Source organism: Sphingobium chungbukense (assembly GCF_001005725.1).
In the GTDB taxonomy this organism is placed as follows: domain Bacteria; phylum Pseudomonadota; class Alphaproteobacteria; order Sphingomonadales; family Sphingomonadaceae; genus Sphingobium; species Sphingobium chungbukense.
The window spans coordinates 120,453-145,478 of the sequence record NZ_LBIC01000012.1 but is presented as its reverse complement, the minus strand read 5'-3'; the positions used below and the strand labels follow the sequence as shown (position 1 = coordinate 145,478).

Below are 25,026 nucleotides of genomic sequence, written 5' to 3'. Positions count from 1 at the left end.
CATGACCGAAGCATTCATCTGCGACGCCGTCCGCACGCCCATCGGCCGCTATGGTGGCAGCCTGTCGCGGGTTCGCGCGGACGACCTCGGCGCGCTGCCCATGAAGGCGCTGATCGAGCGCAACCCGGGCCTCGACCCGGCGGCCATCGAAGAGGTCTTCTACGGCTGCGCGAACCAGTCAGGGGAGGACAACCGCAACGTCGCGCGGATGAGCCTGCTGCTGGCGGGACTTCCCCACAGCGTTCCGGGCGTGACGCTGAACCGCCTCTGCGCCTCGGGACTTGAGGCGGTGGGTGCGGCGGCGCGGGCGATACGGTCGGATGAGATGGCGCTGGCCATCGCGGGCGGCGTGGAGAGCATGACCCGCGCGCCCTTCGTCATGGGCAAATCCGACAGTCCCTTCGGTCGGAACCAGAAGCTGGAAGACACCACCATGGGCTGGCGTTTCGTCAACCCGGCACTCGACGCGCTCTACGGCACGGAGACGATGCCGCGCACGGGCGAGAATGTGGCGCAGGATCATGGCATCAGCCGCGAGGATCAGGACGCCTTTGCCCTGCGCAGCCAGCAACGCGCCGCCGCCGCGCAGGCCAGCGGTTTCTTCGCGGAGGAGATCGTGCCTGTCGCCATCCCCGGCAAGAAGAGGGGCGAGACAGTGGAGTTCGCCGCGGACGAGCATCCCCGCGCCGACACCACCGTCGAGGCGCTGCAGAAACTGAAACCCCTCTTCGGCCCCAATGGCACGGTCACGGCGGGCAATGCGTCGGGCATTAACGACGGCGCAGCGGCGATAATCGTGGCGAGCGAGGCGGCGGCAAAGGCCCATGGACTGACGCCCCGCGTGCGCATCCTCGGCATGGCATCCGTCGGCGTAGAGCCGCGGGTGATGGGCATCGGCCCCCTGCCCGCCACGCAGAAGCTGCTGGCCCGCCTGAACCTTTCCATCAACGATTTCGACGCCATCGAACTCAATGAGGCGTTTGCGTCGCAGGGGATTGCGGTGATGCGCGGCCTTGGGCTGGCCGACGATGCGCCCCATGTGAACCCCAATGGCGGCGCCATCGCTCTAGGCCATCCCCTGGGCATGTCGGGCGCACGCCTCGCCATGACGCTGATGCATCAGCTGGAAAAGATCGGCGGCAGGCGCGGGCTCGCCACGCTCTGCATCGGGGTCGGCATGGGGCTGGCGCTGGCAATCGAAAGGACGTGATCGCCTTACTAGAAAATCGAGCTCGTCCGGCGCAGCCGGCTCTCAGCTTCATTGCGAGCTTTCGACGCTCCCGGAAACCTCGCAGATCGTCATGTCGAGGCTTGTACACGCGGGCATCGAGCCGCGCGATCCAGAGGCAAGAATGTGCCCAATTTGTGCCCTTGAAATGAAACGCTACAACGGCTAGTCCCCCTGCGTGGCTTTCAAAAGCCGCTTAGCCGCCCGGAAATAGGGAATGTGATCGGCAGCAGGGTCCATAGCTCAGTCGGTAGAGCAACTGACTTTTAATCAGTAGGTCGCTGGTTCGAATCCAGCAGGGCTCACCATATATCTCAGCCACTTACCGAAGTCGTCTTTCGCTACCGTCCGAAAAAGACGGTAATTCGGACGGTGCGGCAATGATCGCATGTCGGTTTTGCCGTTTCGGCGCACGCTCCCTTTTTTGTTGGATTTCTGCGCCTTTGCGCTCGCTCGGACGGAATGTGTTGCCTCCGCCCTCTCCTTGGCCGATAGAGACCTCGGAGCCGCCACGCACGGTTCTGGGGCTTAGTAACCCCGAATAGCCGGTTGGACTGTCCGTTGCAGCCCACACATCCCTGACCCTATGGTCGGGGAGCCTGCGACGCATGTCCAGGGCTCTCCAGCCTAAAGGTCGTAGGGACCGAGCTATCGGTTTACTAACTCCCCGATCGCCAAGGGATCAGATGTGAAGCCATGCGGGGGCGCACCGCACCGGCTTTGTAGGGAGATGTGGAATGCCGAGGGGTACCCGCCATATCGTCACCGGCATTTTAAACTGGGACGAGCGCAACCGTCTTCATGTCCTGACCGTGGAGGGCGGCGGCTATTGGTTCCTTGATATGCCCCTTTTCCGCCGAACCGGGCACCTGATCGGCCATGAAGTTACCGCGGAAGGCATCCGATCAGATTTCAACCTGTTGGACGTTGATCGCATTTGGCGGGCAGACAAACCGCGACCGTCGCGAATCCTCGAACGCTTGCGGGCGTTTTACACGCCCCATATGGAACGCCTCAGGTCTTGACGGTGAACGCCCCGCTGTCGGAAACGCAGCTTTCCTGCCGGATTTGCTCGAGGCGCTGACGGATATAGCGCCGACGATTGAGCGCACGCAATGCGCGCCTGACCAATTTAGCCACGACCCTCTCCCTTATTTTGCGGGAAATCTAGCAGCGGCTTTCATCATGACAATATATCGTTGGATGAACGAAACGATCAGCGCCACGCCCGCCCGCATACCTCGCACATGGGGGCAGGCGACGCGCTGTACACGGCCTCCTATTTCCCCTTTGCGGCTTCCGCGGCAGCCAGTATCCGCAGGACATTGCCCGACCAGATCTTCTGTACATCCGCCTCGCTATACCCTGCCTTCAGCAAGGCAGCCGTGATCTTGGGCAGGTCGAGCACATCCTCCAGGCCGACGACGCCGCCGCCGCCGTCCCAATCGGCGCCGATGCCCACATGGTCGGGGCCCACCACCTTCAGGGCATGGAGCATATGGGCCATGAAATCGTCGAAGGTCGCCCGGTCCGTCTCGGGATAGAGCCGGTCGATCTCCTGCCGCTTCGCCAGCAGTTCGGCGCGTTTTTCCGGAGACAATTTGGCGTCCTCGCGCAACTGGCCGAACAGCGCCTGCAACGCTTGCTGCCGTTGCGGATTGGGCTTCGACGCACGCAGATAGGCGCCAAAGGCGTTTATCTGGATCACCCCACCCTTGGCCGCCAGCGCCTTCAGATGATCGTCGTCGATGTTGCGGGGATGGTCGTAGACCGCCTTGCAACCCGAATGGGTCAGCAGGACCGGCGAAGTGGAAAGCGCCAGCAGATCGTCCAGCACCTGATCGCTGCTGTGCGACGCGTCCGGCACGATGCCGAGCCGGTTCATCTCCTTCAGCAATTCCTTGCCCAGCGGGCTGAGGCCGCCATAGCGCGGCTTCTTCGACGGATCGGTGGAGCTGTCGGCGAACTGGTTGTGCGCGAAATGGGCAAAGCCCGACACCCGCACGCCCATGTCGTAGAAGGTCTTGAGCAGCGACACGTCCTCGCCCAGCGGATAGGCGTTCTCGATCGACATATAGACGACCCGCTTGCCCGACGCCGCAATCGGCGCGGCATCCTTCGCCTCCAGCGCCAGCGTGAAATTGGCCGGGTCCGCCGCCACCATCTCCCGGATCGAGACGCCGCGCAGCAGCGCGAAGTCGCGCGATTTGCGGAAGCCCTCCTCCGTCAGCGGCCCCTGCGGCGTGTAGATCGCAAAGAAACCGCCGTCGAGGCCGCCCTTCTTCATGCGTGGCAGGTCGACCTGGGTATAGTCGGTGTGGACGCCATGTTCCTCCTCGATCGACCAACCGGGCAGGTCGAGCGAGGCGGGCGTGTCGAGATGGCTGTCGAGCGTCAACAATCTCTGGTGAAGCTGATAGACCTTCTTCGGCACCTCCTGCGCCTGTGCCGCGGCGGGGAGCAGCGCGACCCACGCTGCCCCCATCATCAGTGTCAATCGCATCAAATCTCGCCCGAAATAGTGAACTGGAACGTGCGCGGCGAAAGCGGCCGGAAGAAGCCGTCGCCCGTCACCGAGGAGGAGATGTAGGACAATCTGTCCTTGTCGAAAAGATTGTCGATATTGAAGCGCGCCTTGACGCTCTTGACCGGGCCGAAGCTCCAGCCGTCGCCGATGTCGACATAGGCGTTGAACACGGTGAAGCCCGGTACGCTCGACCCCGCCTGATTGGTGAAGGTCGACCAGCGCTTGCCGGTATATTTGCCCGATATGTTGGCGACCAGCCAGCTTGCCGGTTCGATCGTCACGCCGCCGCTGACGATCCATTTGGCGCTGTCGGGAATATATTTGTCCGCGATCAGGATCGGCGTGGCGGCCGGAATGTCGTCCTGGAACTTGGCATTGTTGTAGGTGACGTTGAGGTTGCCATAGGCCAGCCCGTTCAGGAAGGACGGCTTGTAGGTGCCGCTGAATTCCGCACCATAGGAGCGCACCCGCCCGACATTCTGATAGAAGGTCTCGGTCGCCGCGCCGCCGCTGCCGGGCAGGATCGTCGTGATCGACTGGATGCGGTTCTTGAACTTGGTGTAGAAGCCCGCGAGCGAGGCGTAGAGCTGCCCCTGATTGGTGCGGATGCCGATTTCCATATTCTGCGAGCGTTCCGCATCCGGCTGCGGCACGCGCAGGCCGCCGGGACGGATGACGGAGTAGATGTCGTCCATCCCCTTGGGCAGCGCCATATTCTCGGCATAGGAGGCGAAGACCTGCGTGCGCTCGTCGATCTTGTAGAGCAGGCCCGCCATCGGCAGGAACATGTCCTTGTAATGGGCGGTATTGATGCTCTGGCCATAGCCCGGACGCGCCACGCCGCCGACCATCCGGTAATAATCGTCAAAGTCGCGATAGCCATTATAGCGATAGTCGAGCATCAACCCCTTGAAACCGAAGTCCAGCACCAGCCGCTCGTCCGCCAGCTTCAGCGTGTCCTTCAGGAAGATCTGCATCGTGTCGCGCTTCGAACGATAGTCGCGGCGCAGATAGACGAGTTCATTGAGATTGGGCGCGCTGTCGGGCGCACCGTCGACCGTGTTGTAGCGGGCCTGGGTGCGGTGATATTTGTCGACTTCCGCCCAGACGCCCGCCTCGACCGTGTTGGCGCCCATTTCCCAGTGCAGCTTGGTGGTGATGCCGTAGCGGTCGCCGCCCACGCCGGACCGGCCGAACTCGATCCCCTTGGGCCGCGTGACCGGCAGGCCGACCGCGACCTCGGCATTGTAGCGGGTCAGGGAGTTGGAATAGGTGTCGGGCGACACGCCGTAACCGCCCTTGTCCTCCCAATATAGCGTCGATTCAGCCCACACGCCGTCCGCGATGCCCGCATGGAAGGTGGCGCCGTAGAGCTTGTCCTTCCGCACGTTGATGGCGAGGTTGTAGACCTGCGCATAATTGGCGTTGGAATAATAGACGCCTGCGGTCGTCGGCGCGAAGCCGGGCGTCGTGTTCGGCACATTTTCTATATAGGCGAAATCGCGACCGCAGGCGCCGGCCACGCTTTTCACCGTGCAATTATATTGGCCGCGGGAAATGGTCGGCGAGTCATAGTCGAAGAAATCGTTCGACACGAATTTGAACCGCGCCCAGCTATCGCCGCCCAGATCGGCGTGGATCTGCCCTTCCCAATGTTCGCGATCGACCGATCCCGGGCCGCGCCACAGGTCGCTGTTCAGCTTGGTGCGGCTGACATAGGCCTTGAACGGGCCGACCCGTCCGGTGCTGGCACGGATGAAGGTGCGCTTCATGCCGAAATCGCCGAAGCTCTGCGACACGAACAGGCCCATCTCGTCCTGCGGCGCGATGCTGTTATACTGCACCACCGGCCCCAGCGTCGAATAGCTGGGCAAGCCGACATCGCCCGCGCCGACCGCGGCCTCCACCACGCCCAGATTTTCATTGTCGACATAGCGGAACACCGGGCTGCCGCCGAAGGCGTCGCTGCGCCCGGTCGGGATGCCATCGACCACGAAACCGATCTGGTCCAGGTTGAAGGCGCGGGTCTGGACGCTGTTGCCGAATTCATAGAGGCCGAGCGCGCCGTCGGTCTGCACGTTGAAGCCGGGCAACTGCTCCAGCATCTTCAGGCCCGAAATGCCCGACGGCGCCGACAGCAGCGCTTCGCGCGTGATCGCGACGACGTTGCTGACCTTGTCCTCGCCGATTGCCTCTGCCGATTGAGAGATGCGGCGCCCGGTGACGGTGATCGTGCCGGCGTCTTCCGTATCCGGCTCCTGGGCCCAGGCATGGGACGATACAGCGCCGATGCAGCAGGAAAGCAGCAAGGCGGCACGACGAACGGATGAGAAATTCTGCATAAACGGTCCCCTATTTGCCCCTTTCGGGGTCATGGGCCCTTCAGGCAGGAACCATGTGCACAGCACGCGGCACCGCATCTCTCCACAAGACAATCAGGCCAGGCGCATCCCCACGCCCAGCCGGTTCCTCAGTTTTCTTGTGAAACGAAATGACCGCGAAAATCCGCCATTGGCCAATGCATGATTCTCAATCCGTAACGATTTATTCTTGATCGATCAGGATGTCGGGCGCGGCGATCAAAGCAGCGCCTTCACCACAAGTGCCGCGCAGCACCACAGGTCGATCGACAGCAGCAGCCCGAAGGCAATGCCCATCATGGCTGGCGGCTTGATGGAGTCATTCATCGCCCCTCTCCAATTCTTGCTGGAAGATGAACGGCTTAACCGGCAATCTGGTTCCCTGTGCATTCTGGCGCATTCCTCTCCCGGCGCCTGCGGTCATCCCGGAAGGCGGCACGCGTTGAAAAAAGGAGATGGAATCTCCACTTCACAGTAGCGCCGGCGGCCCCGCCGGCACCGGAGGATCGGCCAAAGGCCGAACCCGATACAGGAGGATGCCATGCCCGATTTTCCTCGCCCCGCCAGGGCCGTGCTTCTCGTCGCCTTGGCAAGCACTACCCTGCCCTCATTGGCTCATGCCGATACCGGCATCATGGTGGCATATGATGCCGCCAGCGGAACGGTGACGCGATCCGTGGCCGTGGAAACGGCGGACCTTCCACTTTCCAGTGCGGATGGACGCGCGGCGCTTGATCGAAGGATCATGATCGCGGCCCGGCAGGCCTGTGGCTATGAAGGCATGAACGGCTTGCGGCAGCCCGCCGATTTCAAGCGTTGTTTGAGCAAGGCGCGAACCGATGCCATGAACGCCGCGGCATTGCGTAACTGATCCCTTTCACGCGAATAACGGCTAAGCCGTCGCCTGATCCGCCGGGATGGGTAGGACCGTCCGGGCCGGGACGCTGACCCCACCGAAGGATCGGGGCCGATCGTCACCGTTGACGAAAATGGCAAGGCCCGATCGGCGGAACCGCATGGCCAGGCAGCGACGGTCCGGATCTTCCCATTGCGCGACGGTCAGGGGTTGCCCTTGTTCATCGAGCCATTCGACGTCCCCCGGGGTCAGCCAGCCCACATCCTGAAGGTCCGGTTGCGACGCCCGCAGGGCCGCCAGCGCGAAGGCATAGGCTTCCATCTCCCGGTCGCGTCCGGTCCAATCGACCCAGCCGATCGCATTGTCCTGCGCATAGGCATTGTTGTTCCCCTGCTGCGAGCGGCCGAACTCGTCCCCAGCCGTCAGCATGATCGTGCCGCGCGAGCAGAACAGGGTGCCCAGCAAGGCCTTGATGTCCCGGCGCCGCGCGGCCTGGATCGCCGGATTGGCGCTCGCCCCCTCGACGCCGTTGTTCCAACTGAAATTCTCGCCATGGCCGTCGCGGTTCTGCTCGCCATTGGCTTCATTGTGGCGGTGCGCATAGGCCGTCACATCGGCCAGCGTGAAACCGTCATGGGCGGCCAGGAAATTGACGGTGCGGGTCCTGGAGCCTTCGCCGAATATGTCCGAAGACCCCGCAAGGCGCGTCGCCAGCGAGCCCAGCGTGCAGCGGTCGCCGCGCCAGAAACGCCGCAGATCGTCGCGATAGCGATCATTCCATTCCAGCCAGCCCTCATCGAAACGGCCGAGTTGATAACCGCCGGGGCCGATATCCCATGGCTCCGCGATCAGTATCCGGTCGGAAAGCAGCGGGTCCGCGCGCATCGCTTGCAGCAGCGGCGCCTCTGGATCGAAGCCCGTCGGCAAGCGTCCCAGCGCTGGGGCGAGATCGAAGCGAAAACCGTCCACCCCCGCCGCGCTCACGAAATGACGGAGCGAGTCCAGGATGAGCCTTTGGGTGAGCGGATGGTTGCAGTCGATGCTGTTCCCCGTTCCCATATCGTTGATCAGGCGGCCATCGGGCTCATGCCGGAAATAGCTCCGGGCATCGAGGCCGCGCAGCGACAATGTCGGGCCCCACGCATCGCTTTCCCCGTCATGATTATAGACCATGTCGAGGATCACACCGATCCCCGCCTCATGCAGTGCCGCCACCGCACCGCGCAGTTCCGCCATGCCGCCGGGCGCCAGCCGGGGATCGAGCGCGAACCAGCCGACCGGATTATAGCCCCAGGCGTTGCGCAGGCCGAGCGGCCCCAGATGCCGCTCATCGATCCAGGCGTTCACCGGCATCAGTTCGACGGCCGACACATGCAGGCGGCGCAGATGGTCGATCACCGCGGGATGACCCAGCGCCGCGATCGTCCCGCGCTGCGTTTCGGGAATGTCGGGATGCAGCATGGTGAAGCCGCGGACCTGCACTTCGTAGATCAGCCCGCCGGGACGAAATAATGGCGGCGCGGCGGCGACAGGCGGAAGCGGCGCCGTCACCACGCCCTTGGGCATCAGCGGGGCGGTATCGGCGCCCTCTCCTCGCGGCGCGGCGAGAGCGGGATCGTAAACGAATGCCCGGTCGATCGCCGCCGCATAGGGATCGAGCAGCAATTTGTCGGGATCGAACCACAGCCCCGCGCCGGGATCATAGGCTCCGTCCACCCGAATGCCGTAACGCGTGCCCTCGCCCGCACCCGGCACGTCCAGGGACCAGGCATGCTTGCCGTCCCGCGCCATCGGCAGGCGGGTCTCGCGATCTTCCGCATCGAACAGGCATAGCCAAAGCCGGTCCGCATCGGGCGAATGGACGTGGAAACGGGTTCCCTGCGCGTGGATTTCGGGGCCCAGCGCGTGCCGGCTCATACCGCCTCTTGCACGAGCGCCCGGAACAGTTCGGCATAGCGCGCCGCACTGTGGGTCCAGGAAAAGTCGGCGCGCATGCCCGACCGCTGCATCGCCTGCCAATCGGGCCTTGAGGCGTGCAGCCGGATGGTCCGTGCAATCGCGCCATGCAGCGCCAGCGGATCGGACGGCGCAAAGACCAGGCCGGTCGCCACGCCCGCACCGACCGCTGCCTCGTTGGCGTCGATCACCGTATCGGCCAGGCCACCGACCCGCGCCACCACCGGCACGCAGCCATAGCGCAACCCGTAAAGCTGCGTCAGCCCGCAAGGCTCGAAGCGCGACGGGATCAGGATCGCGTCGCCGCCCGCCTGCATCAGATGGGACAGTGGCTCGTCATAGCCGATCTGCGCGCCCACCCGCCCGCGATGCCGGTCCGCTGCCGCCAGGAATGCGCCCTCCAGCGGATGATCGCCCGATCCCAGCACCGCCAGCTTGCCGCCCAGCCCGACGAGGTGGTCGATGGCGCCCATCACCATATCCATGCCCTTCTGCCAGGTCAGGCGGCTGACGATGATGAAGAGCGGCGCATCGTCGCGATCCAGGCCGAAATGCGCCTCCAGCGCCCGGCGGTTCGCGGTGCGTCCGCCCAGCGCCCTCACGCTGTATCGCCGCGCCAGCAGCGGATCGGTCGCCGGGTCCCAGATCGCCGTGTCGACACCGTTCAATATGCCGTGCAGCCGGTCGGCGCGGCCGTTGATCAGCCCGTCCAGCCCCATGCCATGGACGGGCGAGCGGATTTCGTCGGCATAGGTCGGGCTGACCGTGGTGATCGCGTCGGCGGACACCAGGCCTGCCTTCAGAAAGCCGGTGCCGCCATAATATTCGACGCCATCCACGCCCCAGGCTTCGGGCGGCAGGCCCAGATGCGGAAAGATATCCGCGCCGAACCGGCCCTGAAAAGCCAGGTTGTGGATCGTCACCACCCTGGGCACGGCATGAGCGGGACCAAAGCGCATATAGGCGGCGGTCATCGCCCCCTGCCAGTCATGGGCATGGACCAGATCCGGCCGCCAGCCCTTTATCCCCTCGGCGGCGATGTCGGCACCCACGCGGGACAAAGCGGCAAAGCGCTTCCAATTGTCGGTCCAGTCCCGGCCGCCCGCGTCGCCATAGGGTCCGCCCTCGCGCGCGAAGAAATCGGGCGCGTCCAGCACCAGCAGGTCAAGCTCCCCTGCCTTCCCGGCCAGGACCGTGGCCGGCACGCCGAACAGCGCGTCATAGCGCCGCACCGCCTTCGCCTTGCCCAGCCGCGCAAGCACCGAAGGATAGCCCGGCACCAGCGTCCGCACGGCGACATCATGACCCGCCAGCGCGCCGGGCAATGCGCCCGCCACATCGGCCAGCCCGCCGGTCTTGATCAGCGGATAGATTTCGGACGCGACCGAAAGCAGTTGCATCGAAGCCGTCTTGCCCAAGATCAGTCCACCAGCCGTTCGATCATATATTGGGTGATCAGCGTCACGCCGCTGTCGGTGCGGCGGAAACGCCGCGCATCATGGTCGGGATGCTCGCCCACGATCAGCCCCGGCGGGATGATCACGCCCGAATCCAGCACGCATTTGTGCAACCGCGCCCCGCGCCCGATCACGCAGTCGGGCATGACGACGCTTTCGGTGACGGAAGAGAAGCTGTGCGTCCGCACGCCCGAAAAGAGCAGGCTGCGATGCAATGACGATCCCGACACGATGCAACCGCCCGCCACCAGCGACGATGTCGCGGAACCGCGCCGTCCTTCCTCATTATGCACGAATTTCGCGGGCGGCGTGACTTCGGAATAGGTCCAGAGCGGCCAGCTCCGGTCATACAGGTCGAGCGAGGGCACCACGTCCGTCAGGTCGATATTCGCCTGCCAATAGGCATCGATCGTGCCGACGTCCCGCCAATAGGGCACCGGCTCGCTTTCCGCGCGCACGCAACTGTTGGAAAAGCGATGGGCGACGGCTTTGCCATGCTTGACGATATGGGGGATGATGTCGCCGCCGAAATCGCGATGGCTTGCCGGGTCGTCGGCATCGCGGCGCAGTTCCTCGATCAGGAAAGCCGTGCGGAACACATAGATGCCCATCGATGCCAGCGCCATGCCGGGATTGCCCGGTATATGCGGCGGCTTTTTCGGCTTTTCGACGAAGGCGGTGATGACGTCCTGCTCATCCACATGCATGACGCCAAAGCCGCTGGCTTCCGCAACCGGCACCTCCATGCAGCCGACGGTGACGTCCGCACCACTATCGACATGCTGCTGGAGCATCAGCTCATAGTCCATCTTGTAGACATGGTCGCCCGCCAGGATGACCATATATTCCGGCGCATAGCTTTCTATGATGTCGACATTCTGGAACACGGCATCGGCCGTGCCCTCATACCATTGGCTTTCCGACACGCGCTGGCTGGCGGGCAGGATGTCGAAGCTTTCATTGCGTTCGGGCCGCAGGAAGTTCCAGCCGCGCTGGAGGTGGCGGATCAGCGAGTGCGCCTTGTACTGGGTGGCGACGCCGATGCGGCGGATGCCGCTGTTGAGGGCATTGGAGAGGGCAAAGTCGATGATCCGCGCCTTGCCGCCGAAATGCACGGCGGGCTTGGCGCGCCGGTCGGTCAGTTCCGCAAGCCGGCTGCCGCGCCCGCCCGCCAGCACATAGGCCATGGCGTCACGCGCAATCGGCTGGTTTCCCGGTGGCATCGGCATTCCTCTCCTTCAACTTCGGCTTAATAGTCCAGTTCGAGCATCAGCGTGCCGAAGGGCGGAATGGTGACATGCGCCCCTCCCTCCTCATCGGCGGTGACGATCCCCATATTCCCCGCGCCGCTGCCGCCATATTCGGATGCGTCGCTGTTCATGACCTCCCGCCAGCGTCCGCCCGAGGGAAGGCGCATCCGGTAGCCATGGCGCAGCAGCGGCGTGAAATGGCTGATGACGACGATGGGCGCCGCGCCCGGTGCCCGCCGGACCCAAGCGAAGACGGAGTCCCCGGCCGCGTCGACCAGCACCCATTCGAACCCCTCCGCCTCGCAGTCGCGCGCATGCAACGCCGGACGGGAACGGTAGAGGCGGTTGAGATCGCTCACCAGCAACTGCACCCCCCGGTGCGGCTTGTGATCGAGCAGGTGCCAGTCCAGCGCCCGCGCCTCGCTCCATTCCTCGCGCTGGGCGAATTCCTGGCCCATGAACAGCAGCTTCTTGCCGGGATAGCCCCACATCATCGCGTAATAGGCCCGCAGGCAGGCGAATTTCTGCCAATCGTCCCCGGCCATCTTGTGCAGCAACGACGATTTGCCGTGCACCACCTCGTCATGGCTCAATGCCAGCACGAAATTCTCGGTAAAGGCGTAGAGCAGGCCGAAGGTGATGTCGTCATGATGATGGGCGCGGTGCACCGGATCGCGCGCCAGATAGCGCAGCGTGTCGTGCATGAAGCCCATATTCCATTTGAAGCCGAAACCCAGTCCCCCTTCATGGACCGGATGCGAAACCTTGGGCCAACTCGTTGACTCTTCGGCAATGGTCATGACGCCGCGATGGGTGCCGTAGAGCGCCCTGTTCATCTGCTGGAGGAACTCCACCGCCTCCACATTTTCCCGTCCGCCATGCTTGTTGGGAATCCATTCCCCATCCTTGCGGGAATAATCGAGATAGAGCATCGAGGCGACGGCATCGACGCGCAGCCCGTCGACATGATAGCGCTCGGCCCAGAAGAGCGCGTTGTTGACCAGATATTGCGCCACCTCGCGCCGGCCGAAATTGTAGATCGCCGTGTTCCAGTCGGGGTGGAAGCCCTTGCGCGGGTCTTCATGTTCGTAAAGCGCCGTGCCGTCGAAGCGGGCAAGCCCATGGGCATCGGTCGGAAAATGCGCCGGCACCCAATCGAGGATGACGCCCAACCCCGCCCGATGGGCGCCGTCGACGAAGCGCGCGAACCCCGCCGGATCGCCGAAACGCGCCGTCGGCGCATAAAGGCCGGTGGTCTGGTATCCCCAGCTCGGGTCATAGGGAAATTCGCTGATCGGCAGGAATTCGATATGGGTGAAGCCCATGCCGACCGCATAGGGGATCAGCCGGTTGGCCAGCGCATCCCAGTGCAGGAAACTCCCATCCTCGTCGCATTGCCACGACCCGGCATGGACTTCGTAGATGGCAATCGGCTCGCGCCGCGGATCGGCCTTTTCCCAATAAGCGCGGTGATGCTGATCGCCCCACTCATGGTCGGGCTTCGCCGCCACGATGGAGGCCGTGGAGGGCCGCAATTCCGACTGGAAGGCGAAGGGGTCGGCCTTCAACGGCAGGACGGCGCCGTCCGGTCCCACGATCTCGAACTTGTAGGGGCTGCCCGCGCCGACTTCGGGCAGGAAGATTTCCCATATCCCGGCATCCTGCCGCCGCCGCATCGCTCCCCTGCGCCCGTCCCAGCGATTGAAGTCGCCCACCACCGACACGCGCCGGGCATTGGGTGCCCAGACGGCAAAATGCGTGCCTTCAACGCCTTCATGGGTGATGGGATGCGCGCCCATCTTGTCGAACAAGCGCGCGTGAGACCCTTCGGCGAAATAATGATCGTCCATCGGCCCCAGCACCGGCCCGAAGCTGTAGGGATCGATCAGCGTATATGCGCCGCCATCGGCATAGGCCGCATGATAGCGCAGCGGCTGCGCCTTGCGGATCGACAGCTTGCCGAAGAACAACCCGGCGGGATCGACCTGCGCCAGCGTCCCGACCGCCTTGCCGTCCAGCCTGTGCGCCGTGACGCTGACCGCTTCGGGCAGGAAAAGGCAGGCGGTAAAGCCCCCTTTCCCCCCGGACGCGTCCGCCGGGTGGACGCCCAGCGTCGCAAAAGGATCATCCTCCCGCCCCTCCAGCAGCCGGCTGATCTGTTCCGGCGTCAATGCCACCCTAATTCCGGCCTCCGCTCAAACCGACAGCTTCCAGATGTCCGCCGCATATTCCCTGATCGTGCGGTCGGACGAGAACCATCCCATGCGCGCGACATTGTGGATCGCCATTTTCGCCCATAGCGCCTGATCGCGCCACATCGCATCCACCCGCCGCTGAGCGGAGGAATAGCTGTCGAAATCGGCCGCCACCATGAACCAGTCATGATCATAGATACCCTGCACCAAATCCCGGTAACGCCCCGGATCGTCCGGCGAGAAGACCCCGCTGGCAATAGCGTCCAGCGCCTGTCCCAGTTCCCGGCTCTGAGCGATGACATCGCGCGGATGATATCCCTGCGCGCGCCGCTCGTTCACCTGGGCGGCGGTCAGGCCGAAGATCACGATATTCTCCTCGCCCACATGGTCGCGCATCTCGACATTGGCGCCATCGAGCGTACCGATGGTGAGCGCGCCGTTGACCGCGAACTTCATGTTGCCGGTCCCCGACGCCTCCATGCCGGCCGTCGAAATCTGCTCCGACAGGTCCGCCGCCGGGATCATGACCTCGGCCAGCGACACATTATAATTGGGCACGAACTGCACCTTGAGCAGGCCCTGCACCGCCGGGTCATGATTGACCGCCCGCGCCACATCACCCGCCAGTTTGATGATCAACTTGGCATTGTGATAGCTGGGCGCCGCCTTGCCGCCGAACAGCTTGACGCGGGGCACCCAGTCCTTTTCCGGATGCGAGCGGATCTGGTCGTAGAGCGACACCGCCTCGATGATGTTGAGCAATTGCCGCTTATATTCATGGATGCGCTTGATCTGGATGTCGAACAGCGCCGCAGGATCGATCCGCGCATTCACCCGCTGGCGCAGCAGGTCGGCCAGGGCGACCTTGTTGCCGCGCTTCACCGCCAGGAATTTCTCCTGGAAGGCGCTGTCGTCGGCGAAGCGATCGAGGTCGCGCAAAGCCTCCGGATCGTCCATGAAACGGTCGCCGATCGCCTCGCGGATCAGTTCGAACAGGCCATGATTGCACTGCATCAGCCAGCGGCGGAAGGTGACGCCATTGGTCTTGTTGTTGATCCGCGCCGGATAGAGCCGGTGGAAATCCGCGAACACCGTCTCCTTCATGAGTTCGGTATGCAGCGCCGACACGCCGTTGACGCTGTGCGACCCGGCAAAGGCCAGATTGCCCATGCGCACGCGCCGCTCGCCGCCTTCGTCGATCAGGGAAATCGTGCCGATCGACCGGTCGTCGAACTGGCCCGACCGCCGCGCCTCGCCCAGCAACCGGCTGTTCACCGCATAGACGATCTGCATGTGCCGGGGCAGCATGCGCTCGAACAGCGGAACCGGCCAGCTTTCCAGCGCTTCGGGCAGCAGCGTGTGGTTGGTGTAGCTGAACGTCCGCCGGGTCATGTCCCAGGCTTCGTCGAAATCCAGGCCATGATGATCGAGCAATATCCGCATCAACTCCGCCACCGCGACGGCGGGATGGGTATCGTTGAGCTGGATCGCCGCCTTGTCGGGCAGGGTGCGGATATCGCCGAAATATTGAATGTGGCGCCGGACGATGTCCTGCAAGGAAGCCGAGGAGAAGAAATATTCCTGCCGCAGCCGCAATTCCTGTCCCGCAGGCGAACTGTCGGCGGGATAAAGCACCCGCGTCAGCGCCTCGGCCCGGTTGCTCTCGGTCAGCGCGCCCAGATGGTCGCCCGCATTGAAGCGATCGAGCAGGATCGGGTCGATCGGCTGCGCTTCCCAGAGGCGCAGCGTGTTGACCCGCTTGCCCCGCCAGCCCGCGATCGGCGTGTCATAGGGCGTCGCAATCACCCGCTCGGCGGGCCGCCAGCGCATCTGGTGCGGCCCGGCATCCGCGCTTTCCGACGGATCGACGCGGCCACCGAAACCGATCTCATAGCTCGCCTCGCGCCGCTCGAATTCCCAGGGGTTGCCGTGGGTCAGCCAGGTTTCGGGCAGTTCCACCTGCCAACCGTCCGAAATCTCCTGCCGGAACATGCCGTTCACATAACGGATGCCATAGCCATAGGCGGGCACGTCGACCGTCGCCATGCTCTCCATGAAACAGGCCGCCAGCCGCCCCAGGCCGCCATTGCCCAGCGCCGCATCCGGTTCCAGCGCGGCGATGATGTCGATATCGACACCCAGCGAACTCAGCGCCGCCTGCATGTCGTCCAGCATTTCCATGTTGGACGCCGCATCGCGCATCAGGCGGCCGATCAGGAATTCCAGGCTCAGATAATAGACCCTGCGCCCCTGTTCCTCATAGGTTTTCTGGGTGGAGTTGATCCACGCATCGATCACCCGGTCGCGAATGGCGAGGATGACGGCGTGCAGCCAGTCATGGGGCTTTGCCGCCTCCGCATTCTTGCCGATGCGATAGGTCAGCCGCTCGACGATCTCATGGGCAAGGACCTGCGGATCGACCTGCCGGGGAGCGGGCTTGGGAAGAGTGGGTTGGCCTTTGAGGTTCATGGCGCGTGCCCCTTTTGCCGTGCGTTCGGCAGGGATGATTGCATGCCCCCTGTCCCTCGCCAACAGCAAATTTTGCAGCGCAACAAATTTAATCGGGATTTCCCCGCGCGTCGACGATCGCATCGCGAATGCCGCGCCGCAATTCCCCCCGCACCGGATAGATGCTCGACGGGAAATGCTGGGTCATGAAGATGCCGATCAACCGCTCCACCGGGTCGATGAAGAAGAAGGTGGAGAACACCCCGCCCCAATAATATTCCTGCGTCCTGAGGTCCGTCGCAAAGCCGAGCCCGAAGCCGACCCCGGCATAGTCCGCCTCGCTGAACATGGAGGAGGACAGGCTGGAAAGGTCCTTGCCCCCCGGCAGGTGGTTGGCGTGCATCGCCGCCACTGTCTCCGCCTTCAGCAACCGTACGCCGTCCAGTTCCCCGCCACGCAGGAGCATCCGGGCGAAGCGGTGATAATCCGCCATGCAGGACACCAGTCCGCCGCCGCCGGAACGCAGTGTCAATGGCCTGCGCCAGCCGCTGCGTGCGCCCCGCTCGTAAAGCGAAAACGTGCGATCCGGGCCGAGTTGCCAGGCGTCGGTCATCCGCTCGACACGATCCTCCGGCAGTTCGAAGAAACTGTCGGCCATGCCCAGCGGATCGAAGATATGTTCCCGGAAAAAGCGCTCCAGATCGAGGCCGCTCAGGCGCTCCACCACCACGCCCAGCACGTCGGTCGACACCGAATAATTCCACCGCTCTCCCGGCGAAAATTCGAGCGGCAGCGAGGCGAGTGCGGCAATGAACTCATCGGGACTGCGCTTTTGCTGGAATTCGTCGAGGCCAAGATCCCGGTAACGCGCGTCGATCGCGGTCTGCCGCTGCAAACCATAAGTGAGGCCGGACGTGTGCCGCAGCAGGTCGATCATCAGCATCGGCCGCTGCATCCGTCCCTTGCCGTCCGCGCCGACAGCCAGGCCGGCGAATTCCGGCAGCGCCTTCGCCACCGGATCGTCCAGCGCAACCAGCCCCTGTTCGACCAGCATCATGAACGCCACCGAGGTCACGGGCTTGGTCATGGAGGCGATGCGATAGAGCGCGTCCCCCGCCAGCGGTTCACCCGTCGCCCGGGCCAAGCCGCTGCGAACCGCAAGGAGCGGCTGCTCATCACGCGACACCAGCAACTGCATATGCGGCAGCTTGCCGGGCGCGACATAGGTTTCGTGAACGAAATCGGCCAACGCCTGCAATTTCCCGGCATCCATGCCTGCTGTCCGCGCCGCCGCTGCGTCCACCTGCCCTATAAGCTGCATCGATCCTCCTGCCGGCCTGCCCTCCGGCCCTAGAACAGGCATGGGCGTCCTGTAAATGCCACGCTCCTTCCGCTGCTTGCCCGTTGCAACACCTCCATCGGCCCTTTATGGCAACCGCCTGATCCCATTGGACGCACGTTCTTCATGGCTACCGGCCTCTCCGCCATCTTCCTGAACAACCGCCCCGCCCTGCTGCGTTTCCTGCGCGCACGCGGCGCGGGCGACGAGTCCGAGGACCTGTTGCAGGACATGTGGATGAAGCTGGAGGAGAAGGATCTCGGCCCGATCGCCGACCCGCTGCCCTATCTCTATCGCATGGCGAACAATCTGATGCTGGACCGCTATCGTTCCGCCACCCGGCGCGGGCGGCGGGAACAGGATTGGGCGGAAGGTGCGGGCGGCGTGATGGCCGATCCGTCAGAAGACATCGCGATAGACGAGCGGCTGATCCTGGCCGAGAAGCTGGATGAGGCCCGCGCCGTCCTGCAATCGCTGGGGCCGCGCGTCGAACTGGTCTTCCGCCGCTTCCGCCTGGAGGGGGTGGGCCAGAGGTTGATCGCGGAGGAACTGGGCGTCAGCCTGACCACGGTGGAGAAGGATCTGCAAAAGGCCTATCGTGCCATGATCGCCCTCAAGCAGAAAATGGATACGGAATGAGACGGGCGGCGGCGTCTGGCTCAGATGAGGGGCTGACATGAACAGGGCTGTAGCCATGATGAATGAGGAGGCGCTCGGATGGGTCATCCGCACGCGCGATCCTGAATTTGCCGATTGGGAAGCCTTCACCGGATGGCTGGAGGCTGATCCGGCGCATGCGGCCGTTTACGACGCCCTGATGGCGGCCGACGCCGATCTGGCGGAGATCGTCCCGGCCGAGCCCGTCTCCATCGCCGTGCCTGCCAATGATGCCGGGCCGCGCGGTTGGAAGCCGATGCGCTGGCCCAAATTCGCGATGGCGGGCGGCGCGGTCGCGGCGGCTTTGGCCGGGGTGGTTTCGTTGCACCTCATGAACCGGCCGGACATCTACACCGTCACGACCCGTCCCGGCGAAACCCGTACCGTCGCGCTGGATGATGGCACACGCGTCGAATTGAATGGCGGCACGACCATGCGCTTCGACCGCCGTGACGCGCGCTTTGCGGCGCTCGACGGCGGCGAGGCGGCCTTCACCGTCCGTCATGACACCGCCAATCCGTTCCGCGTGACCGTGGGCGAGGCGGTGTTCGAGGATGCGGGCACCGTCTTCAACATCGTGCATAGCGGCAGCATGACGCGGATCGGCGTGTCCGAAGGCGAGGTGATCTACAATCCGAAGGCGGAGGCGATCGCCCTGCCTGCGGGCCGCGCCCTGACCCACGACGAAAGCGGCCTGCGCGTCATGGACATCGCGCCCGATAGCGTCGCAAGCTGGCGACAGGGCCGCCTGACCTACGCCAATGCCCCGGTCGCGCAGATCAGCGGCGATATCGCCCGGTCGCTGGGGGTCAAGCTGGACGCCACGCCGGGCGCGGGCGCGATGCGCTTTACCGGCACGATCCGCCTGGACCGCGATCCCGTGCGTTTCTTTGGCCAGGCCGCGCCACTGATGGGGCTGCGCGCCGTCCGGCAGGGAGATGTCTGGCTGTTGAAGGAGGGGGATGGCCCGCCACGCTGACGTCCTTTTCGTCACCGCCCTCGCCATAGTGGCCGCTTCGCCCGTGCGGGCGGCGGAAAGACAGAATATCAGCATCGCCCCCGGACGGCTGGGCGAGGCGGCGATCGCGCTCGGCCGCCAGACCGGCGCCAGCATCGGCATGTCGGACCAGTCGCTGGCCGGAATCGCCACCCCCGCCGTTCATGGCCGCCTGTCGGTGGAGGGCGCGCTCAAGCGCTTGCTCAGGGGCAGCGGCGCCGCCATCCGGCGGATCGACGGCAACACCTATCGGATCGTCCGGGCGCATGCGGTGCATGAACAGCGGCGCATCGCCGTCGCCGTGCCCACGTCGGAGATCGAGCAGGAACCCGCCGAAATCATCGTCACCGCGTCGAAGCGGGACACCCCCCTGCCCCGCTATGCCGGGATGGTGGATGCGGTCGGCGACAACGGCTTCACAGCCGCGGAGGCGGCGGGCGGGACTGCCAGCCTGATCTTCCGCGTGGCGAGCCTCAGTTCCACCCATGCGGGCGCGGGGCGGAACAAGCTGTTCATCCGCGCCATCGCCGATAGCGGGGTCGCGGGGCCGACGCAGGCGACGACCGGCCAGTATCTGGGCGACATGCGCCTCAACTATGCCGCACCGGATCCGGACCTGAAGCTCTACGACATGCAGGGCATCGAGGTGCTGGAGGGGCCGCAGGGCACGCTCTATGGCGCCGGTTCGCTGGGCGGGATCGTGCGCATGATCCCCAATGCACCCAATCTGGGGCGTGCGGGGGGACAGATTTCCGCGGGATTGGGCGCGACGCAGCACGGCGATCCGAGCGGCGATCTGGCCGCGACGATCAACCTCCCCATCATATCGGAAAAGATCGCACTGCGCGTCGTCGGTTATGGCGTGCAGGATGGTGGCTATATCGACGATGTCCTGCGCCACAGGAATGACGTCAACCGCACCCGCACCTATGGCGGCCGGGCAGCATTGCGTTTCGCGCCGGACGAGAATTGGACCATCGACCTCACCGGCGTCTACCAGCGGATCAAGGGCGACGATGCCCAATATGCCGCCAAGCTGATCGGGGATCTGAAACGCGCCTCCGCGGTGGCCCAGCCCTATTCGTCCGACTATGCGCTCGCCAACCTGCGGATCGAGCGACAATGGGACGATCTGCGTTTCGTGTCCTCGACCGGCTTTGTACGCAATATCCTGTCGGAAAGCTACGATGCCACGCCGCCCGGCGGCCCGGCGGCGCTGTTCCGGCAAAGGAACAAGATCGACATCTTCTCCACCGAAAACCGCATCGTCCGCGACCTGGACAATGGCCTGGGCTGGATATTGGGCGCCTCCTATCTGGAAAGCACGTCGGATATCCGGCGGTCGCTGACCTCCTATGGCACGCCACCCATCGAGACACAGGTCATTCCCGGCGTGCCGATGTACGGGCGCGGCTTGCCTGCATCCTCGACCGGCGTTCACAACCGCATCCGTGAGGCGACGCTGTTTGGCGAAGCCTCCTTCGAACCCGTCACGGGCCTGATCGCCACGATCGGCGGACGGCTGACCAACAGCCGCCTGAGCGGCGAGGCGCTCGATCCGATCGCCTTCCTGTCCGTCGCCGCCATCGCCAGGGCAGAGGCGCAGGCGAACCGGAACGAGACGATCTTCCTCCCGTCCCTCTCGCTCCTCACCGACGCCCTGCCGGGCATGACGCTCTATGCCCGTTTCCAGCAGGGATTCCGCCCCGGCGGGCTTGCGGTGGACGACCAGCATATCCAGCGCTTCCGCAACGACCGCGCCTCGACGCTGGAACTGGGTTTCCGCAAGGGCGTGCCCGGCGTCGATCCGGTCGCGCTGACCGGCAATGTCGCCTATACGCGATGGAGGGACATCCAGGCCGACGTCACCGACCGTATCGGCATCCCGACCACCGCCAATATCGGCGACGGGCGCATCTATACGGTGGAGGGACGGGTCGCCGTCCGCCCTGTGCCGCGTCTGACACTGGACGGCAGCATCATCTTCAACGACAGCCGCCTCAGCCGTCCGACCCAGTTCGTGCGGATGCTCTCCTATGAGGGGCAGATGCTCGCCCTGCCCAACGTCGCCAATTGGGGCGGGCGGATCGGCTTCGACTATCGGGCGCCGGTGGGTGGCGATATGCGGTTCCACCTCAGCGGATCGGCGCGCTATGTCGGCAAGTCGCGGCTGGGCGTGGGGCCGATATTGGGACGCGAACAGGGCGATTATGTCGACACCGCGCTCAGCGCCAGCCTGTCGCGCGGGGCCGTGCAATGGTCGCTGTCGCTCTCCAACCTGCTCGACAGCAGCGGCAACCGCTTCTCGCTCGGCACGCCCTTCGACCTGCGCGGCGATTATGTGACGCCGCTGCGGCCGCGAACCGTGCGGCTGGGGCTGGATTTCGCCTTCTGATCCTGCATCGCATTATTTTTTACTGACGGAACGGGCGCTTGGGCGCCGTCTCCGCCGCATGCGCGCTCATCGAAAAGAGGCGCGGCACGCAGAGGAGACATCATGCGAAATCTACTGGCCTGCACGGCCATTGCTCCCGTTCTGGTCGCCCTGACGGTGGTCGATGCGGCGGCGGAAACCACCATCGGCTCGTCCACCACCACCGCCGTCAAGACCTCCACCGCCGCCAATGGTGCCGCCGACGACATCACCGTCAGTTCCGCCGGTTCGATCACCCTGACCAGCGGCACCGCCATCACCCAGGACAGCAACAACAAGGTCGGCAACGCCGGTACGCTCAAGATATCGGATGCGGACGGCGCGACCGGCATCCTGTCCACCGCGGGTAGAAGCGGCAACATCACCCATAGCGGCACCATCACGCTGGATGAAAATTATACCGCCACCGACAGCGACAATGACGGCGACATCGACGGCCCCTTCGCCAAGGGGACGGGCCGCAATGGCATCTGGGTCCAGTCGGGCGGCGTGCATAGCGGCAACATCGACAGCAGCGGCACCATCACGATCGAAGGCAACCAGTCCGCCGGCATCCGGATCGACGGCCCGCTGGTGGGTAATCTTTCGACCAGCGGCGGCACCAGCGTCCTGGGCGACAATGGCCATGGCGTCATCGCCAATGGCGTGACCGGCAACGTCACCATCCGCGGCACGACCACCGTGGTCGGTGCCAACAGCGTCGGCGTGGCATTGCAGGGCGATGTGACCGGCGCGGTCAAGATCCAGGGCTCCGTGACCAGCACCGGCTATCGTTCGACCACGCGGCCGACCGACACGTCGAAGCTGGACAGCGACGACCTGTTGCAAGGCGGGTCGGCGGTGACGATCGCGGGCAATGTCACCGGCGGGATCATCTTCGACATCCCTCCCACGCTCGACAGCACCAAGCCCGACGTCGACAATGACGGCCTGACGGACAGCACCGAAGGTTCGGCGGCGATCATCACCTATGGCGCGGCACCATCGGTCCAGATCGGATCCGCCACGGCGGACACGGTCATCGGCGCGGTCGCGGCGGAAAGCTCCGGCTATGGCCTGATCGTCAAGGGCGCCATCGCGGGCTATGGCGTTTATAACGGCGTGAACGCCAACGGCCTTGTCGTCGGCGGCCTGGGCGGCGATGTGGCGCTGACCAAGGGCATGCTGATCACGGGAACGGTCGGCGCCATATCCTATGACAGCAACGCGACCGCCGTCCGGCTGGGCAGCGGCGCCACGGCAAACACCATCCAGATCAGCGGCACGGTGGGCGCAACCGGTTCGAGCCTCGCCGGCACATCGGCCCGCGCCCTGGTGATCGATACGGGCGCGAGCAGCGGTTCCATCATCAACAGCGGCACCATCTCCGCCACGGCGCTCAGCACGGACAAGGGAGCGGCCATCGCCATCCTCGATTCCTCCGGCACGGTGTCGAGCCTCGCCAACACCGGGGCGATCACGGCCACGGGCGGCAAGGACGGATCGAATATCGCGATCGACATGACCGCCAACAGCGGCGGCGTAACGCTGACCCAGGCACTGGCTTCCTCGACCGCGACCGCGCCGAAGATCATAGGCGACATCCGGCTGGGATCGGGCAACGACGTCGTCACGGTTTCCGCGGGCACGATCACCGGCGACGTCGATCTGGGCGCGGGCAGCAACAGCCTGGCATTGTCCGGTTCGTCCGCGTTGACGGGAGACGTCATCCTGGGCGGCAACGGCTCCAGCCTGAACCTGTCAGGCACGTCCCAGGTCAATGGCGGCGTCGATTTCGGCGGCAGCGCGAGCACTCTCATCCTGTCGGGCACCAGCGCGTTCAACGGCGCGATCAGCAACGCGGCCAACAGCGCGGTGGTCGTGAACGGCGGCACGCTCAATGCCTCCAACACCGGCACGGTCGCACTGGCTTCGCTGACCATGGGCGGTTCTTCGGTCATCGGGGTGACGATCGACGCAGCGAACAACAGGAATACGCTGTACGACGTCAGTGGCGCCGCGACCTTCGCCAGCGGATCGCAGGTCAAGGCGACGCTCACCAGCGTCAACGGTTCCGAAGGCGATTATGTGATCGTCCGCGCCGGATCGCTGACCGGCACGCCCGTCCTCTCCAGCACCACGCTGATCCCCTATATGTTCAGCGGCACGGTGACGGGCAATGCGTCGACCGGCGAGGTCACCCTGTCCGTCAAGGCCAAGACGGTCTCCGAACTGGGCCTGACCGGATCGACGGCGCGGGCCTATGACGCGATCTTCCATGCGCTGGACAAGGACAGCGTGATGGCGAAAACCTATCTCGCCATCACGGACGGAGGCACGCTGAAGGCCGATCTGCAACAGATGCTGCCCGACCATGCCGGCGGCACGTTCGAGGCGGTGACGGCCGGTTCGCGCGCCACCGCCCGCATCCTGTCCGATCCGGGCGGCATCTACCGCACGGCCGACGGCCATCTGGGCTTCTGGTTGCAGCAGGTCGCCTTCGGCAGTTCGAAAAGCGTGGGCGATACCGGCTCCTATGACATCAACGGCTGGGGGGCGAGCTTCGGCGCGGAATATCTGACCGGCCTGGGCGCGTTCGGCGGGTCGTTCGCCTATATCCATGGCAGTGATTCCTCAGGCATCACGAACAATGCGGTCGATTCCGACCAGTTCGAACTGGCGGCGCACTGGCGCGGGGATTGGGGGCCGCTGCAAACCTATGCCCGCCTGTCGGCGGCGAAGATCGACTTCAGCGGCAGCCGCCATTTCGAAAGCGGCGACGTCGTCCGCACCGCCAAGGGCGACTGGTCGGGCACGCTCTATTCGGCGACGGCGGGCGGTTCCTATGAGATGCGCTTCGACCGCTTCACCCTGCGCCCGGCGGTCGGCATCGATTATTACCGCCTCAAGGAAAAGGGCTATGGCGAAACCGGTGGCGGCGATGCCTTCAACCTGATCGTCGACGGACGCAGCAGCGATGAACTGACCGCCAGCGGCAATGTGACGCTGGGCTATGATTTCGGTAGCCTCAACCGGGATGACGGCTGGATGCGGGTCGAACTGGAAGGCGGACGGCGTCAGATCATCGGCGGCTCATTGGGCGACACGACGGCCCATTTCACCGGCGGCGAGGACTTCACCCTGATCGCCGACAAGCGCACGAGCGGCTGGACCGGACGCGCGCGTCTGATCGGCGGCACGGACAGCTTCCGCGTGGGTGGCGAATTCGGCGCCGAGCAGCAACAAAATCACGTCGCCATCTCCTTGCGGGCGACGGTTAACTTCATCCTGTGACGTCCTGTCACTGAAGAATTGGCGGGCCACACCCCACAGACCCTCCCGG

16 protein-coding genes and 1 tRNA gene are annotated in these 25,026 nt (G+C 64.6%); 8 read left to right on the top strand and 9 right to left on the bottom strand.

Features of this window, described 5'->3' with window-relative positions:
* Position 1 precedes the first annotated feature (1 nt).
* The 3 genes from pcaF (at position 2) to YP76_RS21990 (ending at position 2,253) form a co-directional block, all read left to right on the top strand.
* A complete protein-coding gene (gene pcaF, locus YP76_RS22000; protein ID WP_046765736.1) occupies positions 2-1,210 on the top strand; it encodes a 3-oxoadipyl-CoA thiolase in 1,209 nt (402 codons plus the stop codon).
* A 250-nt stretch (positions 1,211-1,460) separates the two neighbouring features.
* Positions 1,461-1,536, top strand: a tRNA-Lys gene (locus YP76_RS21995).
* Positions 1,537-1,965: 429 nt separating this feature from the next.
* Positions 1,966-2,253 (top strand): DUF5818 domain-containing protein, encoded by a 288-nt coding sequence (locus YP76_RS21990; RefSeq protein WP_197707424.1) that lies wholly within the window; start codon positions 1,966-1,968, stop codon positions 2,251-2,253.
* Here the strand turns inward: YP76_RS21990 and YP76_RS29115 are convergent.
* The 3 genes from YP76_RS29115 to YP76_RS21980 form a co-directional block, all read right to left on the bottom strand.
* The gene (locus YP76_RS29115; protein ID WP_269748661.1) at positions 2,243-2,368 is read right to left on the bottom strand and encodes a hypothetical protein; all 126 of its coding nucleotides are present in this window, start codon (positions 2,366-2,368) and stop codon (positions 2,243-2,245) included. The genes YP76_RS21990 and YP76_RS29115 overlap by 11 nt on opposite strands.
* Before the next feature lie 139 nt (positions 2,369-2,507).
* Positions 2,508-3,731, bottom strand: coding sequence for a dipeptidase (locus YP76_RS21985; protein ID WP_046765735.1), 1,224 nt, complete (start codon positions 3,729-3,731; stop codon positions 2,508-2,510).
* A complete protein-coding gene (locus tag YP76_RS21980; RefSeq protein WP_046765734.1) occupies positions 3,731-6,097 on the bottom strand; it encodes a TonB-dependent receptor in 2,367 nt (788 codons plus the stop codon). The genes YP76_RS21985 and YP76_RS21980 overlap by 1 nt, the downstream gene beginning before the upstream one ends.
* Positions 6,098-6,656: 559 nt before the next feature.
* Here YP76_RS21980 and YP76_RS21975 point away from each other — a divergent pair.
* Positions 6,657-6,986: a UrcA family protein gene (locus tag YP76_RS21975; protein ID WP_046765733.1), complete on the top strand. Its 330-nt coding sequence runs from the start codon at positions 6,657-6,659 to the stop codon at positions 6,984-6,986.
* A gap of 21 nt (positions 6,987-7,007) precedes the next feature.
* On the opposite strand, the gene glgX is transcribed toward YP76_RS21975, so the two are convergent.
* The 6 genes from glgX to YP76_RS21945 all read right to left on the bottom strand — a co-directional run bounded on the left by glgX (position 7,008) and on the right by YP76_RS21945 (position 17,598).
* Positions 7,008-8,888, bottom strand: coding sequence for a glycogen debranching protein GlgX (glgX, locus tag YP76_RS21970; RefSeq protein ID WP_046765732.1), 1,881 nt, complete (start codon positions 8,886-8,888; stop codon positions 7,008-7,010).
* A complete protein-coding gene (gene glgA / locus YP76_RS21965) occupies positions 8,885-10,327 on the bottom strand; it encodes a glycogen synthase GlgA (RefSeq protein WP_046765809.1) in 1,443 nt (480 codons plus the stop codon). Before glgA ends, glgX begins: the two co-directional genes overlap by 4 nt.
* Before the next feature lie 20 nt (positions 10,328-10,347).
* Positions 10,348-11,607 carry a glucose-1-phosphate adenylyltransferase gene (gene glgC / locus YP76_RS21960; RefSeq protein ID WP_046765808.1) on the bottom strand — a complete coding sequence of 420 codons (1,260 nt, stop codon included), beginning with the start codon at positions 11,605-11,607 and terminating at the stop codon, positions 10,348-10,350.
* Positions 11,608-11,633: 26 nt separating this feature from the next.
* Entirely contained in the window at positions 11,634-13,811 is a 2,178-nt protein-coding gene (gene glgB, locus YP76_RS21955; RefSeq protein ID WP_046765731.1) for a 1,4-alpha-glucan branching protein GlgB, read from the bottom strand.
* A gap of 18 nt (positions 13,812-13,829) precedes the next feature.
* The gene (locus tag YP76_RS21950) at positions 13,830-16,298 is read right to left on the bottom strand and encodes a glycogen/starch/alpha-glucan phosphorylase (RefSeq protein WP_046765730.1); all 2,469 of its coding nucleotides are present in this window, start codon (positions 16,296-16,298) and stop codon (positions 13,830-13,832) included.
* A gap of 88 nt (positions 16,299-16,386) precedes the next feature.
* Positions 16,387-17,598, bottom strand: a complete 1,212-nt coding sequence (locus YP76_RS21945) for a serine hydrolase domain-containing protein (protein WP_046765729.1) — start codon at positions 17,596-17,598, stop codon at positions 16,387-16,389.
* A 144-nt stretch (positions 17,599-17,742) separates the two neighbouring features.
* On the opposite strand from YP76_RS21945, the gene YP76_RS21940 reads away from it, so the two are divergent.
* The 4 genes from YP76_RS21940 to YP76_RS21925 all read left to right on the top strand — a co-directional run bounded on the left by YP76_RS21940 (position 17,743) and on the right by YP76_RS21925 (position 24,977).
* On the top strand, positions 17,743-18,255 hold the full coding sequence (locus tag YP76_RS21940) for an RNA polymerase sigma factor (protein ID WP_046765728.1): 513 nt from the start codon (positions 17,743-17,745) through the stop codon (positions 18,253-18,255).
* Between the two features lie 55 nt (positions 18,256-18,310).
* Complete coding sequence (locus tag YP76_RS21935) at positions 18,311-19,252, top strand: FecR family protein (RefSeq protein WP_046765727.1); 942 nt, start codon at positions 18,311-18,313, stop codon at positions 19,250-19,252.
* Complete coding sequence (locus YP76_RS21930; RefSeq protein ID WP_046765726.1) at positions 19,236-21,665, top strand: TonB-dependent receptor domain-containing protein; 2,430 nt, start codon at positions 19,236-19,238, stop codon at positions 21,663-21,665. Before YP76_RS21935 ends, YP76_RS21930 begins: the two co-directional genes overlap by 17 nt.
* Positions 21,666-21,767: 102 nt before the next feature.
* Positions 21,768-24,977, top strand: a complete 3,210-nt coding sequence (locus YP76_RS21925) for an autotransporter outer membrane beta-barrel domain-containing protein (protein WP_046765725.1) — start codon at positions 21,768-21,770, stop codon at positions 24,975-24,977.
* Positions 24,978-25,026: the final 49 nt, after the last annotated feature.